The organism is Pseudomonas moorei, assembly GCF_008801475.1.
In the GTDB taxonomy this organism is placed as follows: Bacteria; Pseudomonadota; Gammaproteobacteria; order Pseudomonadales; family Pseudomonadaceae; genus Aquipseudomonas; species Aquipseudomonas moorei.
Map to the genome: position 1 here is coordinate 480,645 of NZ_VZPP01000001.1, position 17,394 is coordinate 498,038.

The 17,394-nt window shown below is 54.9% G+C and carries 18 protein-coding genes and 2 pseudogenes; 14 read left to right on the forward strand and 6 right to left on the reverse strand.

Annotated features, from left to right (window positions below; translation table 11 throughout):
• Entirely contained in the window at nt 1-903 is a 903-nt protein-coding gene (locus F7R06_RS02345) for a Mu transposase C-terminal domain-containing protein (RefSeq protein WP_159437800.1), read from the reverse strand.
• A complete protein-coding gene (locus tag F7R06_RS30700) occupies nt 855-1,844 on the reverse strand; it encodes a hypothetical protein (protein ID WP_159437798.1) in 990 nt (329 codons plus the stop codon). The genes F7R06_RS02345 and F7R06_RS30700 overlap by 49 nt, the downstream gene beginning before the upstream one ends.
• A 250-nt stretch (nt 1,845-2,094) precedes the next feature.
• On the opposite strand from F7R06_RS30700, the gene F7R06_RS02355 reads away from it, so the two are divergent.
• On the forward strand, nt 2,095-2,922 hold the full coding sequence (locus tag F7R06_RS02355; protein WP_139204785.1) for a hypothetical protein: 828 nt from the start codon (nt 2,095-2,097) through the stop codon (nt 2,920-2,922).
• A 19-nt stretch (nt 2,923-2,941) separates the two neighbouring features.
• On the opposite strand, the gene F7R06_RS02360 is transcribed toward F7R06_RS02355, so the two are convergent.
• Nucleotides 2,942-3,376, reverse strand: a complete 435-nt coding sequence (locus F7R06_RS02360) for a DNA-binding protein (RefSeq protein WP_090321830.1) — start codon at nt 3,374-3,376, stop codon at nt 2,942-2,944.
• A gap of 980 nt (nt 3,377-4,356) precedes the next feature.
• Nucleotides 4,357-5,452 (reverse strand): annotated as a pseudogene (locus F7R06_RS02365) (site-specific integrase).
• Between the two features lie 100 nt (nt 5,453-5,552).
• On the opposite strand from F7R06_RS02365, the gene F7R06_RS02370 reads away from it, so the two are divergent.
• The 3 genes from F7R06_RS02370 to F7R06_RS30970 are packed head-to-tail and all read left to right on the forward strand — an operon-like array spanning nt 5,553 to nt 6,886.
• A complete protein-coding gene (locus F7R06_RS02370) occupies nt 5,553-6,464 on the forward strand; it encodes a DNA-binding protein (protein ID WP_425530738.1) in 912 nt (303 codons plus the stop codon).
• Between the two features lie 3 nt (nt 6,465-6,467).
• Nucleotides 6,468-6,605 carry a hypothetical protein gene (locus F7R06_RS30965; protein WP_231977881.1) on the forward strand — a complete coding sequence of 46 codons (138 nt, stop codon included), beginning with the start codon at nt 6,468-6,470 and terminating at the stop codon, nt 6,603-6,605.
• A gap of 29 nt (nt 6,606-6,634) precedes the next feature.
• The gene (locus F7R06_RS30970) at nt 6,635-6,886 is read left to right on the forward strand and encodes a hypothetical protein (protein ID WP_331717017.1); all 252 of its coding nucleotides are present in this window, start codon (nt 6,635-6,637) and stop codon (nt 6,884-6,886) included.
• A gap of 367 nt (nt 6,887-7,253) precedes the next feature.
• On the opposite strand, the gene F7R06_RS02380 is transcribed toward F7R06_RS30970, so the two are convergent.
• Nucleotides 7,254-8,150, reverse strand: coding sequence for an AraC family transcriptional regulator (locus F7R06_RS02380; protein ID WP_085702118.1), 897 nt, complete (start codon nt 8,148-8,150; stop codon nt 7,254-7,256).
• A gap of 111 nt (nt 8,151-8,261) precedes the next feature.
• On the opposite strand from F7R06_RS02380, the gene F7R06_RS02385 reads away from it, so the two are divergent.
• The 3 genes from F7R06_RS02385 to F7R06_RS02395 all read left to right on the forward strand — a co-directional run bounded on the left by F7R06_RS02385 (nt 8,262) and on the right by F7R06_RS02395 (nt 9,607).
• The gene (locus F7R06_RS02385) at nt 8,262-8,603 is read left to right on the forward strand and encodes a carboxymuconolactone decarboxylase family protein (RefSeq protein WP_075944486.1); all 342 of its coding nucleotides are present in this window, start codon (nt 8,262-8,264) and stop codon (nt 8,601-8,603) included.
• Between the two features lie 174 nt (nt 8,604-8,777).
• Entirely contained in the window at nt 8,778-9,353 is a 576-nt protein-coding gene (rclC, locus tag F7R06_RS02390) for a reactive chlorine resistance membrane protein RclC (protein ID WP_085702117.1), read from the forward strand.
• Nucleotides 9,350-9,607, forward strand: coding sequence for a DUF2790 domain-containing protein (locus tag F7R06_RS02395; protein WP_083659280.1), 258 nt, complete (start codon nt 9,350-9,352; stop codon nt 9,605-9,607). The genes rclC and F7R06_RS02395 overlap by 4 nt, the downstream gene beginning before the upstream one ends.
• Before the next feature lie 77 nt (nt 9,608-9,684).
• On the opposite strand, the pseudogene F7R06_RS02400 reads toward F7R06_RS02395, so the two are convergent.
• Nucleotides 9,685-9,968, reverse strand: a pseudogene (locus F7R06_RS02400) (aldehyde dehydrogenase family protein); the annotation flags it as partial.
• 578 nt (nt 9,969-10,546) lie between these two features.
• Here F7R06_RS02400 and gorA point away from each other — a divergent pair.
• The 7 genes from gorA to F7R06_RS02435 all read left to right on the forward strand — a co-directional run bounded on the left by gorA (nt 10,547) and on the right by F7R06_RS02435 (nt 17,297).
• Nucleotides 10,547-11,908, forward strand: coding sequence for a glutathione-disulfide reductase (gene gorA, locus F7R06_RS02405; protein ID WP_075944489.1), 1,362 nt, complete (start codon nt 10,547-10,549; stop codon nt 11,906-11,908).
• A gap of 326 nt (nt 11,909-12,234) precedes the next feature.
• Nucleotides 12,235-13,119, forward strand: a complete 885-nt coding sequence (gene cynR / locus F7R06_RS02410; RefSeq protein ID WP_075944490.1) for a transcriptional regulator CynR — start codon at nt 12,235-12,237, stop codon at nt 13,117-13,119.
• A gap of 142 nt (nt 13,120-13,261) precedes the next feature.
• Nucleotides 13,262-13,888: a glutathione S-transferase family protein gene (locus tag F7R06_RS02415; RefSeq protein WP_085702115.1), complete on the forward strand. Its 627-nt coding sequence runs from the start codon at nt 13,262-13,264 to the stop codon at nt 13,886-13,888.
• Nucleotides 13,889-14,093: 205 nt separating this feature from the next.
• Entirely contained in the window at nt 14,094-15,014 is a 921-nt protein-coding gene (locus F7R06_RS02420) for a LysR substrate-binding domain-containing protein (RefSeq protein WP_075944492.1), read from the forward strand.
• Entirely contained in the window at nt 15,014-15,925 is a 912-nt protein-coding gene (locus F7R06_RS02425; protein ID WP_075944493.1) for a LysR family transcriptional regulator, read from the forward strand. The genes F7R06_RS02420 and F7R06_RS02425 overlap by 1 nt, the downstream gene beginning before the upstream one ends.
• Before the next feature lie 158 nt (nt 15,926-16,083).
• Nucleotides 16,084-16,707 (forward strand): DJ-1/PfpI family protein, encoded by a 624-nt coding sequence (locus tag F7R06_RS02430; RefSeq protein WP_075944494.1) that lies wholly within the window; start codon nt 16,084-16,086, stop codon nt 16,705-16,707.
• A gap of 44 nt (nt 16,708-16,751) precedes the next feature.
• Nucleotides 16,752-17,297 carry a cysteine hydrolase family protein gene (locus F7R06_RS02435; RefSeq protein ID WP_085702114.1) on the forward strand — a complete coding sequence of 182 codons (546 nt, stop codon included), beginning with the start codon at nt 16,752-16,754 and terminating at the stop codon, nt 17,295-17,297.
• Nucleotides 17,298-17,394 lie beyond the last annotated feature (97 nt).

A 17,394-nucleotide genomic window follows, 5' to 3' on the forward strand; every position in this document is an offset into this window, starting at 1 on the left:
CTAATCCTTATCGTCGAACAAAGCGGGTGGTTTGGAAAAATTTACCGCGGCATTTGGCTGACGAGCCAGGACCTGATGGTATTCGTCATTGATCGGTATTTGCTTAGGTACACCATTAGAAAAACGATCCTTGTGCTGACGTTGAGCCTCGGTCTGAGTCGTCTCGCGTTTTTTTTGTTGGGTTTTTTTCTTCGATTTTTTTACCAATTCGTTGTTTTTTATCAGTTGCTGAAGCGCTTCGGGATCTGTGATGGTTCCAGCAGGTCGCCCTTGGTTGAATGCGCGATCTACCCGGTAGTACTCATAGTTAATGAAGTTGTGTGTGGATCGAATAAGGGGCACACGAATATAGTCACCATGTATTTTTGCCCAGATGTGCGTCATGTCATTGGGGTCATACTTTACAGTTGTTTTGCCTTTGCCCTGCTTGATCGCCAATTCTGGGGCATAATAAACCCCTGCATTAATTGTGATTCCGCTGTTCCGTACGGGCTTGTGCCGTTCGGGCAAGAAATCAATGTATAGGTTTCTTTTATTGATAATTATCGGAGGGAGCGCCATTGTTTTGTGGGAGTAGAACTCCTCCCAAGCATCTTTAGGCGACTTCCTGAGTTCGGAGTGAACCGTTCCGTGGTAGATCAGAACTTGCCCGGCAAACCAGGCGCAAAATTCCTTGAACGTCAGGGCCGAGTGTTTTTCGCTGTCATATTCTCCACGCTGTTTAACATTGGAATAGGTAGTGCCAGGCAGGAAATGAACGGAAGTGGTCATCAGCGTGCCAATAAGGCTCTCAATGGTCCCTCCCATGTGTTTCTTGCCGATTTTGCGCCAATGTGGTTTGCAGCCGTGTTTTCTTAATCCTGCCTCCAAAACCGGAGAATGAAATTCTGCGGCATTGTCCATGCCCAGTTTTTCAGGCATCCCGTAATAGGGATAGCTAATCCCATGGGTGGGAGAGTTGGGGGACTCTTTTTTTTTGGCAGTGCCGCCATGCAGACAGTCTGTTGCACTGAAACCAGCGAGGGAGGGAACATGCTCAGGTAGAAACCGAGAATGATTCGGGTATGGACATCGATGAGCAACGTTCCCCATGGCCTGCCGATGGTGAGACTGCGGTCATGCTCGGCGCGAAGAATGAGATCAACTCGGGTATGGTCCATTTGCGCGTGCTGGAGCGGGTAGTCCGTGTGGACGTACCCTGGTCTGGTTTGAAATCGCTGATTTGTCGCGTCCAGACCGTGCTTTTGCCTGAACACAATTTTGGGATCCATCTTTTTAATCAATCGCTGTACAGTTGAGAGACCTGGAGGCGGGAGCCCCTTTTCTGCACATGCGGCTTGAGTCTGTTTCCAAACATGGGAATAGGAGGCTGCCGCTCCTTGGTAATGGCGGTCAAAACACTCTTCAACAACAGCAACCACTGCCTCGGGAATTCGATGGCTTCCTGTTTTGGCGCCAGGGGAGTTTTTTATGATGCTCAGTGCGCCCAAGGCGTGATTGAAGCGTGATGCCAGTTTGTAAAAGGCGGATTTCTTCAGCGAGAGTTTTTGAGCCGCCTCGTTTTGCGTCATGTCCCCGTTGAAATATTCTTTGAGAATCACTGCCTGCTCCGCGGCTGCGATCAGCTTCATAGCTTCCTTGGGGTCTGCGGGATCGTAGGTTGTGAGCTGAGTGATGGTTTCCTGCTCTTCAGGAATGATCTCCACATCTGCGACCGCCACAATTTTCGTTTCACCTGTGTCGTTAATTCTGACGCTGACCTGCTCAGCATTTTTTACTTCCGTGATAACCGCCAGCTTACCCAGCGCGATCACAACTGTTCCTGCCGCTATGGATTGTTTCACTACCAAGTCCCTTCCATTCGAAACGCAAGAGTACGAACGGACCGCATTTAGTACGGTACGTTTCCTTACTAATTCCAGCTTAGCGTCCATTTGGCGGGCATAAAACGGGCATAAAAAAATTTAGCTAATAAAAATAAAGCTATATTTATCAACGTGATGAATGATTTTCATAGGGCTGAAAACATTCCGCATTGTAAAAATTAAGGAAATTTTGATTAGAATCGTACTAAGCACTTAAGAGTGAGAATGGATGGGGCGACATGCAAAACCACTGACGGAATACTTTCGCTCAATGGTTACAGCGGCACATCTGGCCGACTGTTTGGGGGTCGCTCGAGCAGGGTTTGCCTTAGCTAGATGGTTCGAGAAAGATCAGCACTTGCCGAAGGGATCGGCTGACGAAAAGGCATGGCGTCGTTTCCTAAACGGGCATCAGCCCCATCAATCGCGCCTCGACAAAATCTTTCATGCGGTACCTTCCGTACGGGCTTTTTACGAACACCCTGTTTGGCAGGCGGCGGGGTTGTCTTGTACCGACAGCCAAAGCCTCTGCATCCTCAAATCCTTTGGGTGGGACGGGACGCGATACGGTGGGAAATGGTTCAAAGGCATCTATAGTTTATCAGCACTCGACCAACTGGCCTGTCTCCTAGCGATGCTAGGTTGTAGCAGTCGACCCACTTACTGCGCGGAGATTGCGCGCCGGTTGTGTGTTGCGTACATCGAAATCAGCACCGAGGAGCCTTGGCAATCATTTGCCAATGATCTATGGCTCATCATCAACGTTAAGCTGGCCCATAGCAGTGAGGTTACAAGGCGGCTGACGGAGCCGGAGGTTACGTATGAAAGAAAATTTTGGACCTTAGTGAAAAACGATTTTTTTGCTCATGAAGCCTCTGCAAGCTTCGAAGGATGGTGTGCCTGGCGAGAGGCAGTCTTGGCTTTGGGGTGGCTAGATCGGGAGCGACTGGTTACTTACATTGATGGACGGAAAGATGCAGCACCTTCAGCCTGCAATGTTTTAGCGCTCCGTGTGTACAAAAAGGTTAGGGCCAAAATGTATCGAGCACTCAATTAACACCAACGTCAACGGGACGTCATTCTTTAATCGCGGACTGCATGGCATTCAGCATGCTTTTGTGCAGGTTCCGAATGTGGACAACTTCGGATTGACACTGCGTTACTTCGAGTCGCAAGCGTTGAATGACCACGCACAAGTCACTCATGATGCCGGTAGGGTCACTTTTTTCAGTGATGAGGTAGTTGATTGCACCCTCCATGTTTTCGGCACCGTCGACCTTTTCATAAAAGTCGGTCCGCGACAGGTAGGAGGGCATAGGCATGATGCTTTTCTCAAGAGCGGGAGTCGTGTTTGGCGTTTCTCTGATGTTTTTTAACAGCTTGACAATGGTAGACCTTGACCCTTGATTTCCCAAAGCGGTACGCACGGCGTCAAGCGTCGGCGGTGTGGCCATTGACTCCAATCGTGCCAGCGCGTTTTCAACGTCCGCTTGAGATATTTTTCTTCTCATAACAGTAAACCCTGAAGGGGTGGTAGTTAGTTTCACATCTTAACATGAAGGTGCAGGTGGCGTCTTCAATACGATGAGATCATCTAAAGCTAAAGTTCTACTATCGTGTGTAGGTGGTAATGCGGTTTAAAAGTCGCAGCGTTTTACACGACTGACAGTGGCTGCTCGGTCGTAATATTATAATTTCTTGGTTTTCTGTGCCTTGCTTTGTTGGACTCTGTTTCAATTTTAAGCCTGCTGAGTCGAACTGCGTGATTCCAATTGCGAAGTTTTCATAATCCCAGCATCTAGTTTGGGGTAGTGGATGGATACAATATTGAACTAATGGATAAATTCTGCTTGGGGTAACGGGGTAGCGTGACGTTCAAGTTAATTCCAGTATTGGCTGTTTTCTTATCTGTGCGGGTCGAGCGGTTCAAGGAAGTAAGTAAACGGCTGAGTCAGATTTAGCGAGTCCTGCAGTTCTCAACCAATAGAGGCTATGGCGTCGTCATTTTTACGGGCAGGTTGCCTCGCTGCTCAATGTTGAGCTTACGCAGTGTCACTTTAAGATGTGGAGCCGGTCTGCTCGGCGTGCCATGTGGGCGCGGGCACTTTTGAAGGTCAGTCATCTGCTAGAACGCATCCCCGACTGCCCTTTGATTCGAGTACTGCCACATCCTGCTGGGCGTTGTATTTCGACAGACAAGCTTCACTTGGCAAGATATTTTCATCGGCCAAGAAAGAGCACCTCTTGAAATTTATGATTTCGCCAGCTTTAAGAGTTGTCATGGCTGCGTGGGCGCCAATACTTGTATGCTTTAATTTTATGCGAATGACAAGTCAATTTAGTAATAAACGATATGCAGTCACAGTCGCAAAAAATGGAACGTTGCGCTGGGACTGTTACGGATCCCAGCTGAGTACGGGTGTGACAGTCTCAGTCCCCCTTCAGTTCCTCCATCTGCCCAGCCAATGTGAGCGTGAGAGTGGCCATCCGATCATTTTGCCTTGGAACAATCTGCACCAAACAGAAAACTATTAGAACTCGTCTTCAGCGTGATCGATTGATGTTTTGGCGCCGGTGAACAAAAGGTTGCTTTACTGTTTAATAGGGAGCCCGCCTGAAAGTAGCCCATCACAGTTGTAACACTGCGGTGCTCAGTCATGGCCATCACTTCACCGAGCGGCACGCCCTGGCGCCCGGCTTCGGCGACGAAGCCGGATCTCAAGCTGTGCGCCGCCCAGTCCCCATCCAAGCCAGCCAGCTTCGCCCGACGCTGGACGATGCGCGCCACTTGATCTGCCGAATGGGGCGCGGTACCGACCCGGTTGCTTTTATACAGCCGCCGAAACAGCGGGCCGCTATCAGCAGGAGCGGCAGTCAGCCAGGCAGTGAGGGCCTGTGCCGCGGGGCCACACAATGGCTTTTCACGACGTATGCCGCCGGTATCGGTCTTGTTGACCCCCAAAGCGTACACCCACGTATCAGCATCCAGTTGGCGCACGTCGCCGACTTGTAAACCTACGACCTCCGAACGCCGTCGTCCGCCACCGCTCCAGGCCAGCAGCTACAGTGCGCGATCGCGCACACTACGTACGCCGTCGTCGCAGGTGGCGAGCATCGCCTACAGCGGCTCGAGCAACACTGCGGTTTTCTTCCTTACGGATACGCCTTGGCGGGTCTGGGCCTTGCGGACTTCACGCAAAAGGGTTTTCCCAGACTGACACTCTACCGGATTAACCCACTGCTTCAGGCGATGCCACTTAGCCCGGACGGCCAGCCGACGACTGACGGTGCTGAACGACAGCGGCCCTGGCTTGCCCTTGATCTTGGCAGCGACCAGCGCAGCATCGTGGCAGCAGGTGGCTCCAGCTGCCTGTGCCGTCCGGTCGGGCGAGGTGGTCGACAATGAATTGCACCACCACCTCTGGCGGTAAGGCGCCGTCACCGAGTGAGCGCCTGTAGCGTAGTTACAGCCAGGCTGACCAGTAGGCAAGGGCGCCCTGGTAGCTGCGCACCGTATTAGCCGCGGTACCGGCGGCAATGAATACCTCGGCGGCTGGGAGGAGGGCATCTGTACCGGCTCTGTCAATTTCATCTCGTTCAACGTTTCAATAGGTCCGGATAACATTCCCTTATCAGACCCAATATAGCCGGAGGCGGGCCATGGCAGTAGGGGGGCCGGAAAGCGACGTGTTTGCCGCCGCGGATGCGGTGCTGGCCCGTGGGGAGCGGCCAACGGTGGAACGTGTGCGCTTGGAACTGGGGGGCGGCAGTCCGACGTGCGTCGGCGGGTTGCTCGTTCAATCTTGGGTGAGGCTGGCCGAACGGCTGAGCGGCGAGACTCGCCTGCTGACGTTGCCGGCGGAGGTCTCGCAGGCCTTTGTCGCCCTGTGGCAACAGGCGATTCATCTGTCCCATGGCGTTGCTGAGCAGGCGTTGTCCGAAGAACGTCAGGTCTTGGCTGCCGAACGCGAGCGAGTCGCCGCGGTGGAGGGCCAGGCGCGTCAAGTCGCCGCACTAGCGCGGCAACATGCGACGACTGCGCAGGCGGCCCAGCAAGTGAGCGAGACTCGCTTGGCGGACCTGGAGTTGCTGCTGGAACAGCGTGCGACGCAGATTCAAGACCTGAGCAGCGCGACAGCCTGCTGCGGGAACGCGGTGACGCGCAGCAGTAAAGCCAGACCTTGCAGCAGGAATTGCAGGAGTTGCGACTTAAGGCCGAGTAGGAACGCGTCGCGCAGGAGATCTACGTGCGCGGGGTCGAGGATCGTGCGCATCGTGAAGTCGATCGTGCCAGAGAAGAGAGCAAGCCATGCCCCCCAAGTGAAGGAAGCAGGCAACCAACTTGAGCAGTTGCAGCAAAAGATTGAAGGTGCGCAGGCCGCGCTGGGTCAAGCACTGCAAAACGCCGCAGCACAGCAAGCGCGTGGCGACACGCTGGAGCAGAAGTTAGTGCATCTCGCTCATCGCCGGTCAGCGAACGCAAGACACGCGCGAGGAAAAAGCCCGAACCCAAGTCAGCGAAGTAAGCACCCCAGGCTACATCTTCAGCATACGGCGCCTACGCTTCAACGGCTGGACATGACACGACACAGGGAATGAGCGATGGATGAATTGGGTTTCGCGAATGACCGACCGATCAAAGCTGCCGAGCAGGATCTACTAGGGCGATCCACATTTGCTAAAAACCTAGCGGCGGCGATTGTCGGCTGGAAAAACCAAAGAGCCTGGTCGTTGCCCTGACGGGGCTATGGGGCAGCGGCAAGAGTTCGATCAAGAATCTGGCCATTCAGGAGTTAACCGCAACGCCTCAGCTTGACGTCATTGAGTACAACCCTAGGGAGTGGACTGGCCAGGAAAAACTGAGCGCGTCGTTTTCCGATGAGGTCTCGCGTGCCATTCGGCGAAAGGACAAAAGCAAGGACGGCAAGAAACTGGCCAAGGTCCTGCGCCAGTATGGGCAACGGATCAATGCCAGCGCAGAGTTGGTGGACGGAATGACCCGCTACCTACCGGTCTGGTAAAAACCGGCTCCGCGAGGGCATACTACTTGCGGGAAAATCTGTTCAGGACACGTAGAATTTCTTTTTAAGAGCAGGCCATCCAACGCGCTCCCCGAAGTGATCAAAGTCCGAGCGCAAGATGTTGGATCCGTCTCTCCTGAGAGGTCGTAGGGGGCCGGACTACAAAAATTCTTTGATGACTCTGCGGTTGGGCGATGCTCTCGTGGGAATTAATAGCTCTTGTCACAATTGTGGGACTGGTGCCGACGCCACACATAGGAGAGGTTCACCGGCCACACCAAGCGGCGCAGCTAGGCCAGAAGTTGACTCCTGTTAGAATAGAATCAAACTCTGACCCCGCTGTCACGGTTCGCGACAGTTCCACAAACTACTTCTGACGACGTAGTTTTCCCGGCGCTTCCCCGTAAAACTCTTTAAATTTTTTGCTGAACGCCGACTGCGACTGATACCCGACCTGTACGGCAATATCGCTCAAACCCAGATGGGAGTGGCTCAGCAAGTTGAACGCCAATTCCATGCGAACCTGAGTCAACAGCACCCAGGGTGATGCGCCCGCCAAGCGTGCAAATGCGCGCAGAAAAGTTGCGCGGGACATGCTCGCCATTTCCGCCAGCCCTTCAACGGTCCACTCGAATGCAGGGTCGGCCAGCATCGCCTGCCAGGCGCGTCCGAGGCGTTTATCGCTGAGCAAGGCCAATGAGCCGGCGGTCTGGCCATCGCTTGCCAAGTGCGCTCGCAGGATTAGGGTGAACAGCGCCTGGGATAGCGCGTCGAGCATGAATCTGGAGCAGACCTGGTGGCCGTCCGCTTCGCCACGCAGCATCTCCACCAGCGCAGGCAGCTGCCCACTGGCGGTGGGCGGGACGACCAGATACTCGGGCAGCGCGGCGAAGAGTAGTGACGTGCGATTGAAGTGAAACCCGCCACAGAGCATGTCAAAATCGCGACTGGCCCCGCCAATACGATGCATCGGCACGACACCACCTTCGCTAACGTACGGCACGGTCGGCGCTACGGTTTTGCCTGTGCTGTGCATGACATGCGGCGCGCCTCGTGGAAGCAACAAAATGTCCCCGGTCTTCATGGGAACACGCTGGCCATCGGGAAAATAAACCTGGCACTCTCCGGCCAACACGATGTGATAGGGCGCCTTGCCCAAGGCTTCCTGCTCATGCTCGCGCGCCCAATCCCCCTCGAACTGGCAGCGTAAATCCAGGCTGCCGCGTACGTTGGCCAAGCTGATGAGTTTATCGATTGAATTCATTTTGAGTCTTTCGCAATAAAAGCTGAGCCGATTGAACAAACCTGAATCGCGCCACTGGAGAAAACTGAGTCTGTCGAAACAGTACACTCAACCTGTTCAGGAATTAACGCTATGTTCAATAATTGGTCTGAATTATTGCCCACTATCCAGAAAGCCTTCGGCGCACTGGGCAAGAGCAACCCTAAGATGGTCAAAGCCTACATGGCACTCGGTGAAGCCGCTGCCGAAAACGATGTGCTGGATGTCAGGACACGCGAGTTGATCTCGATCGCCGTCGCTGTCACTACTCGTTGCGATGGTTGTATCGCCGCACATACGAACGCAGCGATCAAGGCAGGCGCGAGCCGCGAAGAGGTGGCGGCGACCCTGGCCACGGCTATCTCGATGAACGCGGGTGCTGCGTACATCTATTCGCTACGCACGCTCGAAGCGTTTGATACGCTGAAAAACTAGTCTGACATCGCGTCCACCGCAGCCTCGGCACTACAAAGAGCCGAGGCTTTTTTACGTCATTGAAACGTTAAGGTCACGTTGAGACGATCAAGCAACAACTTGAGCATGACGAACAAAAGCACCGGTCTCCAAACCAGCAGACTAGCTCCACATTCAATGTTCTGGAGAAGTCCCATGCTCACCTCATTTACAACCTGGTTACGGTTCCTCAGCAAAGTGGATACCTTTGGCGCTTCGCTCATGCGACTGGCCATCGGCATCGTTTTCCTGTGGATTGGCGCACTAAAATTCGTCCCATACGAGGCCGATAGCATCACGCCGTTTGTCGCCAACAGCCCCTTCATGTCGTTCTTCTACGAACACCCGCAAGAGTACAACGCTCACCTGACACATGAAGGTGAACTGAACGTCGAGAAGCGCGCCTGGCAGACAGGTAACAACACCTACGGATTCTCGACCGGTCTGGGCATTGTCGAACTTCTGATTGGGCTGTTGGTTCTATCCAACCCGATCTCACGACGCACCGGCTTGCTCGGTGGTGCGTTGGCCTTCGGTACGCCGCTGGTGACTTTGAGCTTTCTGATCACCACGCCCGAAGCCTGGGTGGGTGCCCTAGGCGACGCTCAGCACGGTTTTCCCTACCTGTCCGGTGGCGGTCGTCTGGTGCTTAAAGACGTATTGATGCTGGCAGGCTCTCTCACTGTGATGGCCGACTCCGCTCGTCATCTGCTGCGAGAAAGTCGCGCATGAATCGCTTATCGGAAAACATATTGAAACCCGCGGTTGCTCTGGCGTTTGCCATCGTATCCAGCAGCATCCTGGCAGAACCGACCGAGGAGGTCGCACGTCCCGGGGTTCCCTTGGATATTGCCAAAACCATTAGCATTACCGATGTCAGTAATGCATGCGGAATCGTCCCCGTGGAGCTGACGTATGACGATTCACATGGACAGCGTCACACCGTAACGTATCAAGTCTGGGGAACGGCGTGCAGCGGTGGCTAAGCGTCCCTGGCAACACACGATAGGCCTCCGTTTCCTTCCAGCGACCTCATAGTGGATGGTCGCTGGAAGCGACGGTCTCAGCTTTTGACGCCCAGATCGACCTGGGTCATGTGGCTGCGAATGGTGAACAGGTCATCACCCGAGAGAATCGTACTGCGCGCAAGCAAATGTCCGCTCTTCCAGTTCGACAAACCCAGTTCCGGCTTGTTGAGCGCGTTTTAACCATCAACCCGACGGGTGATGCCGTTGCCAACAAAAGGCGCGTTGACGGCGTTGTAGAAGCGCGCTCCTTCGTCGCGGCATCGTCGCTGATCAGCGATACGGCGAACTGCGGGCTGTAGCGATTGAACCGACCAAGCGCCACCAATGCCGTGCAGGCTGACGGCGGTGCCGGCCTGTTGCGCGATGCTGCCCAACTGACTGGCGGCGCGATGCGTTCAGAAAGCGTTTTGCAGGCTTGGACTTTTTTGAATATCAATGACCTCGCATAAGACGCTGATGTTCGGGCCTTATGACAACGCCTCGCTAGATTATTTCACCCAGCACAATTAAGTCATGACATCCCTGCTGGTTCTCTAATTGTCCATAGATGGGGAGACTTAATTCAGAAGCAATTGACTCATTTCGGGTTAATGCAGTGTCCATCCAGGGAGTTTTCACATGATTGATGTCGCTCATTCCTGCGACGGTAACCGCTGGTTGGACGCCCCAGCCATGGCCGATACCGAATACGAAGGTGGCTTTCTGCTGCCCCAATTGATGGGAGCGCTGGCTAGCGAGTCCAGAGCGGCCCCTGTTACGCACCGATCCAGTAAGTATCAGAACGATACTTCGCTCTTGACACCACGCGCGACGTTTTTGCGTGCATTGAAACTTCGTTTTCCTCCCCTTTAACGACAATCAACAGTTCATGTGTTGTGTGCCTTGCAGAGAATTGAGATGACCTACGATTTTGATTTATTTGTAGTTGGTGCAGGTTCCGGCGGTGTGCGGGCAGCGCGTTTTGCCGCCGCGTTCGGCGCGAAAGTAGCGGTAGCCGAGAGTCGCTACCTCGGTGGCACATGCGTCAACGTCGGTTGTGTGCCAAAGAAACTGCTGGTCTACGGCTCGCATTTCGCTGACGACTTCGAACAGGCCGAGGGCTTTGGTTGGACGGCCGGCAAGGCGCAATTCAACTGGGAAAAATTGATCTCTAATAAGAATCGCGAGATCGAACGACTCAACGGGATTTACCGCAATTTGCTGATCAACAGCAGCGTGACCTTGCTCGAAGGCCATGCACGGCTGGCCGATGCCCATCACGTTGAAATCAACGGCCAACGTTATAGCGCTGAGCACATTCTGATTGCCACCGGCGGATGGCCACAGATCCCGGATATTCCAGGTCATGAGCACGCAATCACTTCGAATGAAGCATTCTTTCTGAAACAACTGCCCAAGCGAGTATTGGTGGTTGGCGGTGGTTACATCGCCGTCGAATTTGCCGGCATCTTCAATGGACTGGGTGCCGACACCAGCCTACTGTATCGCGGTGAGCTATTCCTGCGCGGATTTGACAAATCGGTTCGTATGCACCTGGTGCAAGAGCTGACTAAACGGGGTCTGCAATTGCAGTTCAACACCGATATCGTGCAGATCGACAAACAAGCAGACGGCAGTTTACTGGCGACGCTTAACGACGGTCGTCAACTGGAGACCGACAGCATTTTCTACGCCACTGGCCGCCGCGCCATGCTCGACAATCTGGGCCTGGAAAACACCCGCGTCGTACTCAATGACAAGGGTTTCATCGACGTCAACGACAACTTTGAAACCCGCGAACCATCGATTCTGGCATTGGGCGATGTGATTGGCCGGGTGCAATTGACCCCGGTCGCCACGGCGGAAGGCATGGCGGTCGCGCGTCGCCTGTTCAAACCCGAAGACTATCGCCCGGTGAATTACCGCCACATTCCCACCGCGGTGTTCAGCCAGCCCAACATCGGCACCGTTGGGCTGACGGAGGAACAGGCGCTGGAGCATGGCCACAAAGTGCTGATTTTCGAGAGCCGGTTCAAGCCGATGAAGCTGACGCTCACAGAATCGTCCGAGCAGACGCTAATGAAACTGGTGGTGGACGCCCAGACGGATCGTGTGCTGGGCGCCCACATGGTCGGCCCCGACGCCGGCGACATCATCCAGGGGCTGGCCATCGCGCTTAAGGCCGGTGCTACCAAGCGCCTGTTCGATGAAACCATCGGCATCCACCCGACCTCGGCAGAAGAGTTCGTGACCCTACGTACGCCTGTATCCGGCAGATGATGGCAGGCAACCAACTCACGACTTTTACTAACAGTCTTGCTATGAAGTCCACTTATCTCGTCACGAAGGACCTGAGCTCGTCGACCTGCATCTGGCACCAGCTTGCGCTCACCTGTCGATGACCCGGAGGTCGAGCAAGTATTGGCCCTGTAGGAGCTGCCGCAGGCGGCGATCTTTTGATTTTGTTTTTAAAACAAGATCAAAGGATCGCCGCCTCGTTTCACTCGATAGCTCCTACAGGGGCCAACCTGCCTGCAGTTAATCAATAACAGTCCACTCCGCTATACAATGCAGCGCATAAGCAGTGCCTATAGAGGAGAGTTCTTATGCTGCTGCGCCATTTGCGCTATTTGTTGGCCGTCGCCGATAACGGCGGCTTCACCCGCGCTGCAGAGGCGCTGCATGTTTCCCAGCCGACCCTGTCGCAACAGATCCGGCAACTGGAAGAAACCCTGGGTGTCGTGCTGTTCGACCGAACCTCGCGTACCGTCAAACCGACCGATGCGGGGCAGGCTTACATCGAATGCGCGCGTCGCGTGCTGGTGGAACTTGCGGCCGGCAAGCGGGCGCTGCACGATGTAAAGGACCTGTCGCGCGGCACCCTGCGCCTGGCCATGACGCCGACGTTCATGGCGTATCTGGTCGGGCCTTTGATGCGCGACTACATGGCCCTCTATCCCAACATCCATCTGGAAATCTTCGAGTTGTCGATGGACGATATCGAAACCGGCCTGGCGGATGATTCGCTGGATATCGCCATTGCGTTCGATGATGTGAGAAACGCCGACATCGAAACGATCCCGGCCTATACCGAAACCCTGGGTTTGATGGTGGGACGCGATCACCCGTTGTACGACTGCAGGACGCCGTTGACCGCCGAGCAGGTGGCGCAACTGCAATTCGCACTGCTGACGCCGGACTTCGCCACCCGCGTATGCATCGATGAGTATTTCGTCAAGACGCAGATCACTCCCCAAGTGGTGATCGAGGTCAACTCGGTCAATACCTTGCTGGAAGTGATTCGGCACACGGCGGTCGCCACCATTCTTCCGGAACCCATCGCTACCCAGGACCGCGCCCTGCGCAAGATCGCGTTGCTGGATAAGGGACCGCAACGGGGCGCCTCGTTGCTGCGACGCAAGAACAACTACCACAGCGCGGCGTCAGTGGCCTTCATGGACTTGATGGTAGGCGTGTCAGTGGGTCAGTAGACTCGATGCAAGAGTGCTGATTATTACTTCCCGTGAAATGCTGGATTGTAATTGCTGGTCATTCCTCAGTTTGGGAGGGCAGGGGAAGATAGCTCCATCGACGCGATGACCGGGTCGAACTCAAAAACAATCGGAGTACGTCATGTCCCAAGCGATCAAACTTTATCGTCACCCATTGTCCGGCCACTCTCATCGGGTTGAATTGATGCTGTCCCTGCTCGGCCTGCCGACAGAACTGGTCTTTGTGGACTTGATGAAGGGCGCACACAAAACCCCCGAGTTCCTGGCGATCAACAGTTTTGGACAAGTACCGGTGATCGATGACAACGGCACCGTACTGGCCGACTCCAACGGCATCGTGGTTTACCTGGCCGCCAAATATGGCAACGGCCAATGGCTGCCGACCGATCCGGTAGCGCTGGGCAAGGTTCAACGCTGGTTGTCAGTAGCCGCCGGTCAAATCAGTTCGGGCCCTGCCACCGCGCGATTGATTACCGTCTTTGGTGCCGGTTATGACCCAGAAGAAGCGATCAAACGTTCTCACGCCCTGCTTAAAGTCATGGAAGATGGGCTGGGTCAAAGCAAATTCCTGGCCGGTGACAAGCCGACCGTGGCCGATGTTGCCGCCTACACGTACGTGGCTCACGCTCCCGAAGGTAACGTGGCGCTGACTGACTACCCGAATGTCCGTGCCTGGCTGAGCAGCATCGAAGCATTGCCAAACTTCGTTGGCATGCAACGTACCGCGGTAGGCCTGCAGACGGCTTGATTCGATCCTCAAAGCGCTTGCCGGGAGAATACTTCCGGCAAGCTGCTTTTCACGGGTTGCGCATATCCCTCAGGATTACTTTGCGTACATGCAGCCAGCCCGACGGCGCGTGCGAAAGTTGCTTTGGCCGACGATACTGGCAACCAGGTCTTACCGCTTAAGCGGCCAGACTCCTTGCGGTTCTCTCATAAAGACAAGGTCGTCTATGGATCGTTTTCAAGAAATGCAGATATTCATGGCAGTAGCCGAGGAAGAAGGTTTTGCCGCGGCCGCTCGCCGGTTTAACATTTCTCCCCCCAGCGTGACCCGTGCCATCGCCGCGATGGAAGAGCGCATCGGCACACAGCTCCTTTCTCGAACCACTCGCAGCCTGCACCTCACCGAAGCGGGTCAACGCTATCTTGAGGATTGTCGGCGTATCCTCAGTGATATCGACGAGGCGGAGGAAGCAGCCGCCGGCAGTTACTCGATACCGTGCGGGCATTTGACCGTGACCGCGTCGGTGCTATTTGGCGAGTTGTTCATCGCTCCGCTGCTGGCCGACTACGTGGATCAGTTTCCTTCGGTGCACATCAATGCCTTGCTGGTGGATCGCGTCGTGAATATGGCTGATGAGGGTATCGATGTGGCCATACGCATTGGCCATTTGCATGAGTCAAATCAGCACGCAATCAAAGTCGGCGAGGTACGCCAGGTGATCTGCGGTACGCCCGATTATTTCGAGCGCAACGGCAGGCCGCGTCATCCCGGTGAACTCAGTACCGCCAACATCGTCATGTCTTCGGCCAGTCATTTGCTGAGTGACTGGCAATTCGTCAACGACGGCAACGCACTGAGCTTTCGATTCGAACCGCGATTGGTGGTTACTGCCAATCAGGCTGCGATCAATATCGCCAGCCTGGGCTGGGGCGTCACACGGGTGTTGTCCTACCAGGTGGCCAATCAGGTGGCAGCTGGTGAACTGGAGTTGGTGCTGGAGGATTTCGAACCGCCTGCGTTGCCCATTCAAGTGGTCTACCTCAAGAGCGCCAGAATTGCGGCGAAGGTTCATACCTTCGTGGATTTTCTCGCGGATAGACTCGCAAAGGATTCGGCGCTCAAGGCTGTGGTGAGGGGTTCCAACTGATGGATCGCTACCATGAAATGCTGATGTTCGAAGCATTATCGGAGCGACCCAGCCTGGCTGCTGCGGCCCGTCGTTTGAACGTGTCAGGACCTACGGTCGTGCGCGCCATTGCACGGCTGGAGGAACGTCTTGGCGTGCAGCTGTTACTTCGAAGTACCCGCGGGGTATCGCTGACTGAGGCCGGTGCCGGCTTCATGGCCGATTGTTCACGCATTATCGAGGCCATCGAAGACGCGGAGGCTTCGGCCAAGGGCTTGCACGTTCAGGCCAAAGGCAATCTCAAGGTGCTGATGCCTTTGCTGTTCAGCCGTTACGTCATGACCTCGATTCTCTCGGACTACATGAATCTGTACCCCGAGGTAAAGGTTTTTGCGCAATACCATGATCGTTTTCCGAACATGAACGAAGAGGGCATCGATGTGGCTGTGCTGGTCGGGCATCTGCCCAGTTCGTCATTGATCGCACGACAGGTAGGCCATGTGCGCGCGATGGTCTGCAGCAGCCCTGCTTATTTGGCTACTCACGGTGAGCCCGGCGTACCGGAGGATCTGCGAGATCATCGCCTGGTCGCCACCCATGCTTATCGAGACAGGGTCCAGTGGGGCTTTCACCACAACGGTGAGGTCAATCACTTGAAAGCCCGGACACGGATCAGTTGCGCGACAGTGCAGGCGGCCATCGATGCGGCCGCACATGGCGCCGGTATTACCCGCTGCCTGAGCTATCCGTTGTACGAGTATTTGAATACTGGGCGATTACGCCGTGTATTACAGCCCTTTGAATTACCGGCGCTGCCGGTGCATGTGGTGTACCGCGAGGGGCGCAAGGCCTCGATGCGGGTACGCAGCTTCGTTGACCACATCGTCGAAGGCCTGCGCGAACATCCGGCGATGCAGCCGGATGCTGATTAAGCGTGTGCAGCGCACGCAACTTGCACTGATACAGATGCCCATCGGGTATTTCAGTGAGCGAAATAGTGGATTGTATTTTGTGGTCGTTCTTTGTACGGCAGTTAAGGCGGAGCATAAGCACACGCTCTTCCATGCTGCACAGCAGAGGTTCATGACCGATGAAACGCGTGCTTATGTTACTGGCCAACGGTGTAGAGCCCCTGGAAATGGCCGCTTTTACCGATGTGCTTGGCTGGGCCAACCTGCTGGGTGATCACCCTGTGGAACTGGTCAACGCCGGCCTTCGCAGAAAGATCGTGACCACCTTCGGTCTCATGCTCAATCCGAGTTTTTTATTGAGCGATCTGGACGTGAGCAGCTTCGATGCCCTGGCACTGCCGGGTGGTTTTGAACCGTCGGGTTTTTACGAGGAAGCCTTGAGCGAACCCTTCCTGGCGACCATCCGGCATTTCGTCGAAGCCGGTAAACCCGTTGCCAGCGTTTGCGTGTCTTCCGTGTGCCTGGGCGTGGCCGGCGTGCTGCGTGACAGGAACGCCACGACCTACCACCAAGAGGGCGGCAAGCGGAAAAACCAACTGTTGGAAACCGGTGCACGCTTTGTCGATCGCCCGGTGGTTGTCGATGACCAGATCATCACTTCAAGCGGGCCGGGGACTGCCACCGAAGTTGCATTCGTACTGCTGGAAAAAATAACCAGCGTCGAAAACGCCGCTTTTATCCGCAAGAAAATGCGCTTCGCCACCCCCGACCGTGATTGGTATGACACGCCGCAAGTGCCCTGAAATGATCAACCCACTCCTGATCGACTTTTTACCAAGGTAACCGTATGACTAACACAGCACTCATCGTCGTTGATATTCAGAACGACTATTTTTCCGGCGGCAAATGGGAACTCAATGCTACTGACGCGGCTGCTGACAATGCGGCTCGTGTGATTGGAGCAGCACGTGAGCGGGGTGACTTGGTCATCCATATCCGTCACGAGACTTTAGCCCCTAATGCACCGTTTTTTGTTCCAGGCTCCGACGGCGCGCAATTGCACGAGAATGTGCGCAATCTTGGGGACGAGTTGGTCATCGTCAAACACTTCATGAACCCGTACCGCGAAACTCAATTGCTCGAAGTGCTTGAGCACAACGAGATTGAACGGGTCACCGTGGTCGGCAACATGAGCCACATGTGCATCGATGCAGTCACCCGCGCGTCTGACGATTTCGGGTTTGAGACGACCGTTATTCACGATGCCTGTACGACCCACGATCTGGAATTCAACAACGTCAAGGTTCCTGCGCTTCTGGTGCATGCGGCGTTCATGGCCGCCTTAAAGTTCGGGTACGCCGAAGTGCTGAGCACTGACGAGTATGTGGCCTAGGGTTTCGATTCTGCTGGCGAAAAGGGTGACCCAATGTTCAGTCTTTCCAATGCTGTCGATTACTACTGGCCAACACCCAACGGGCAGAAAGTCGCCA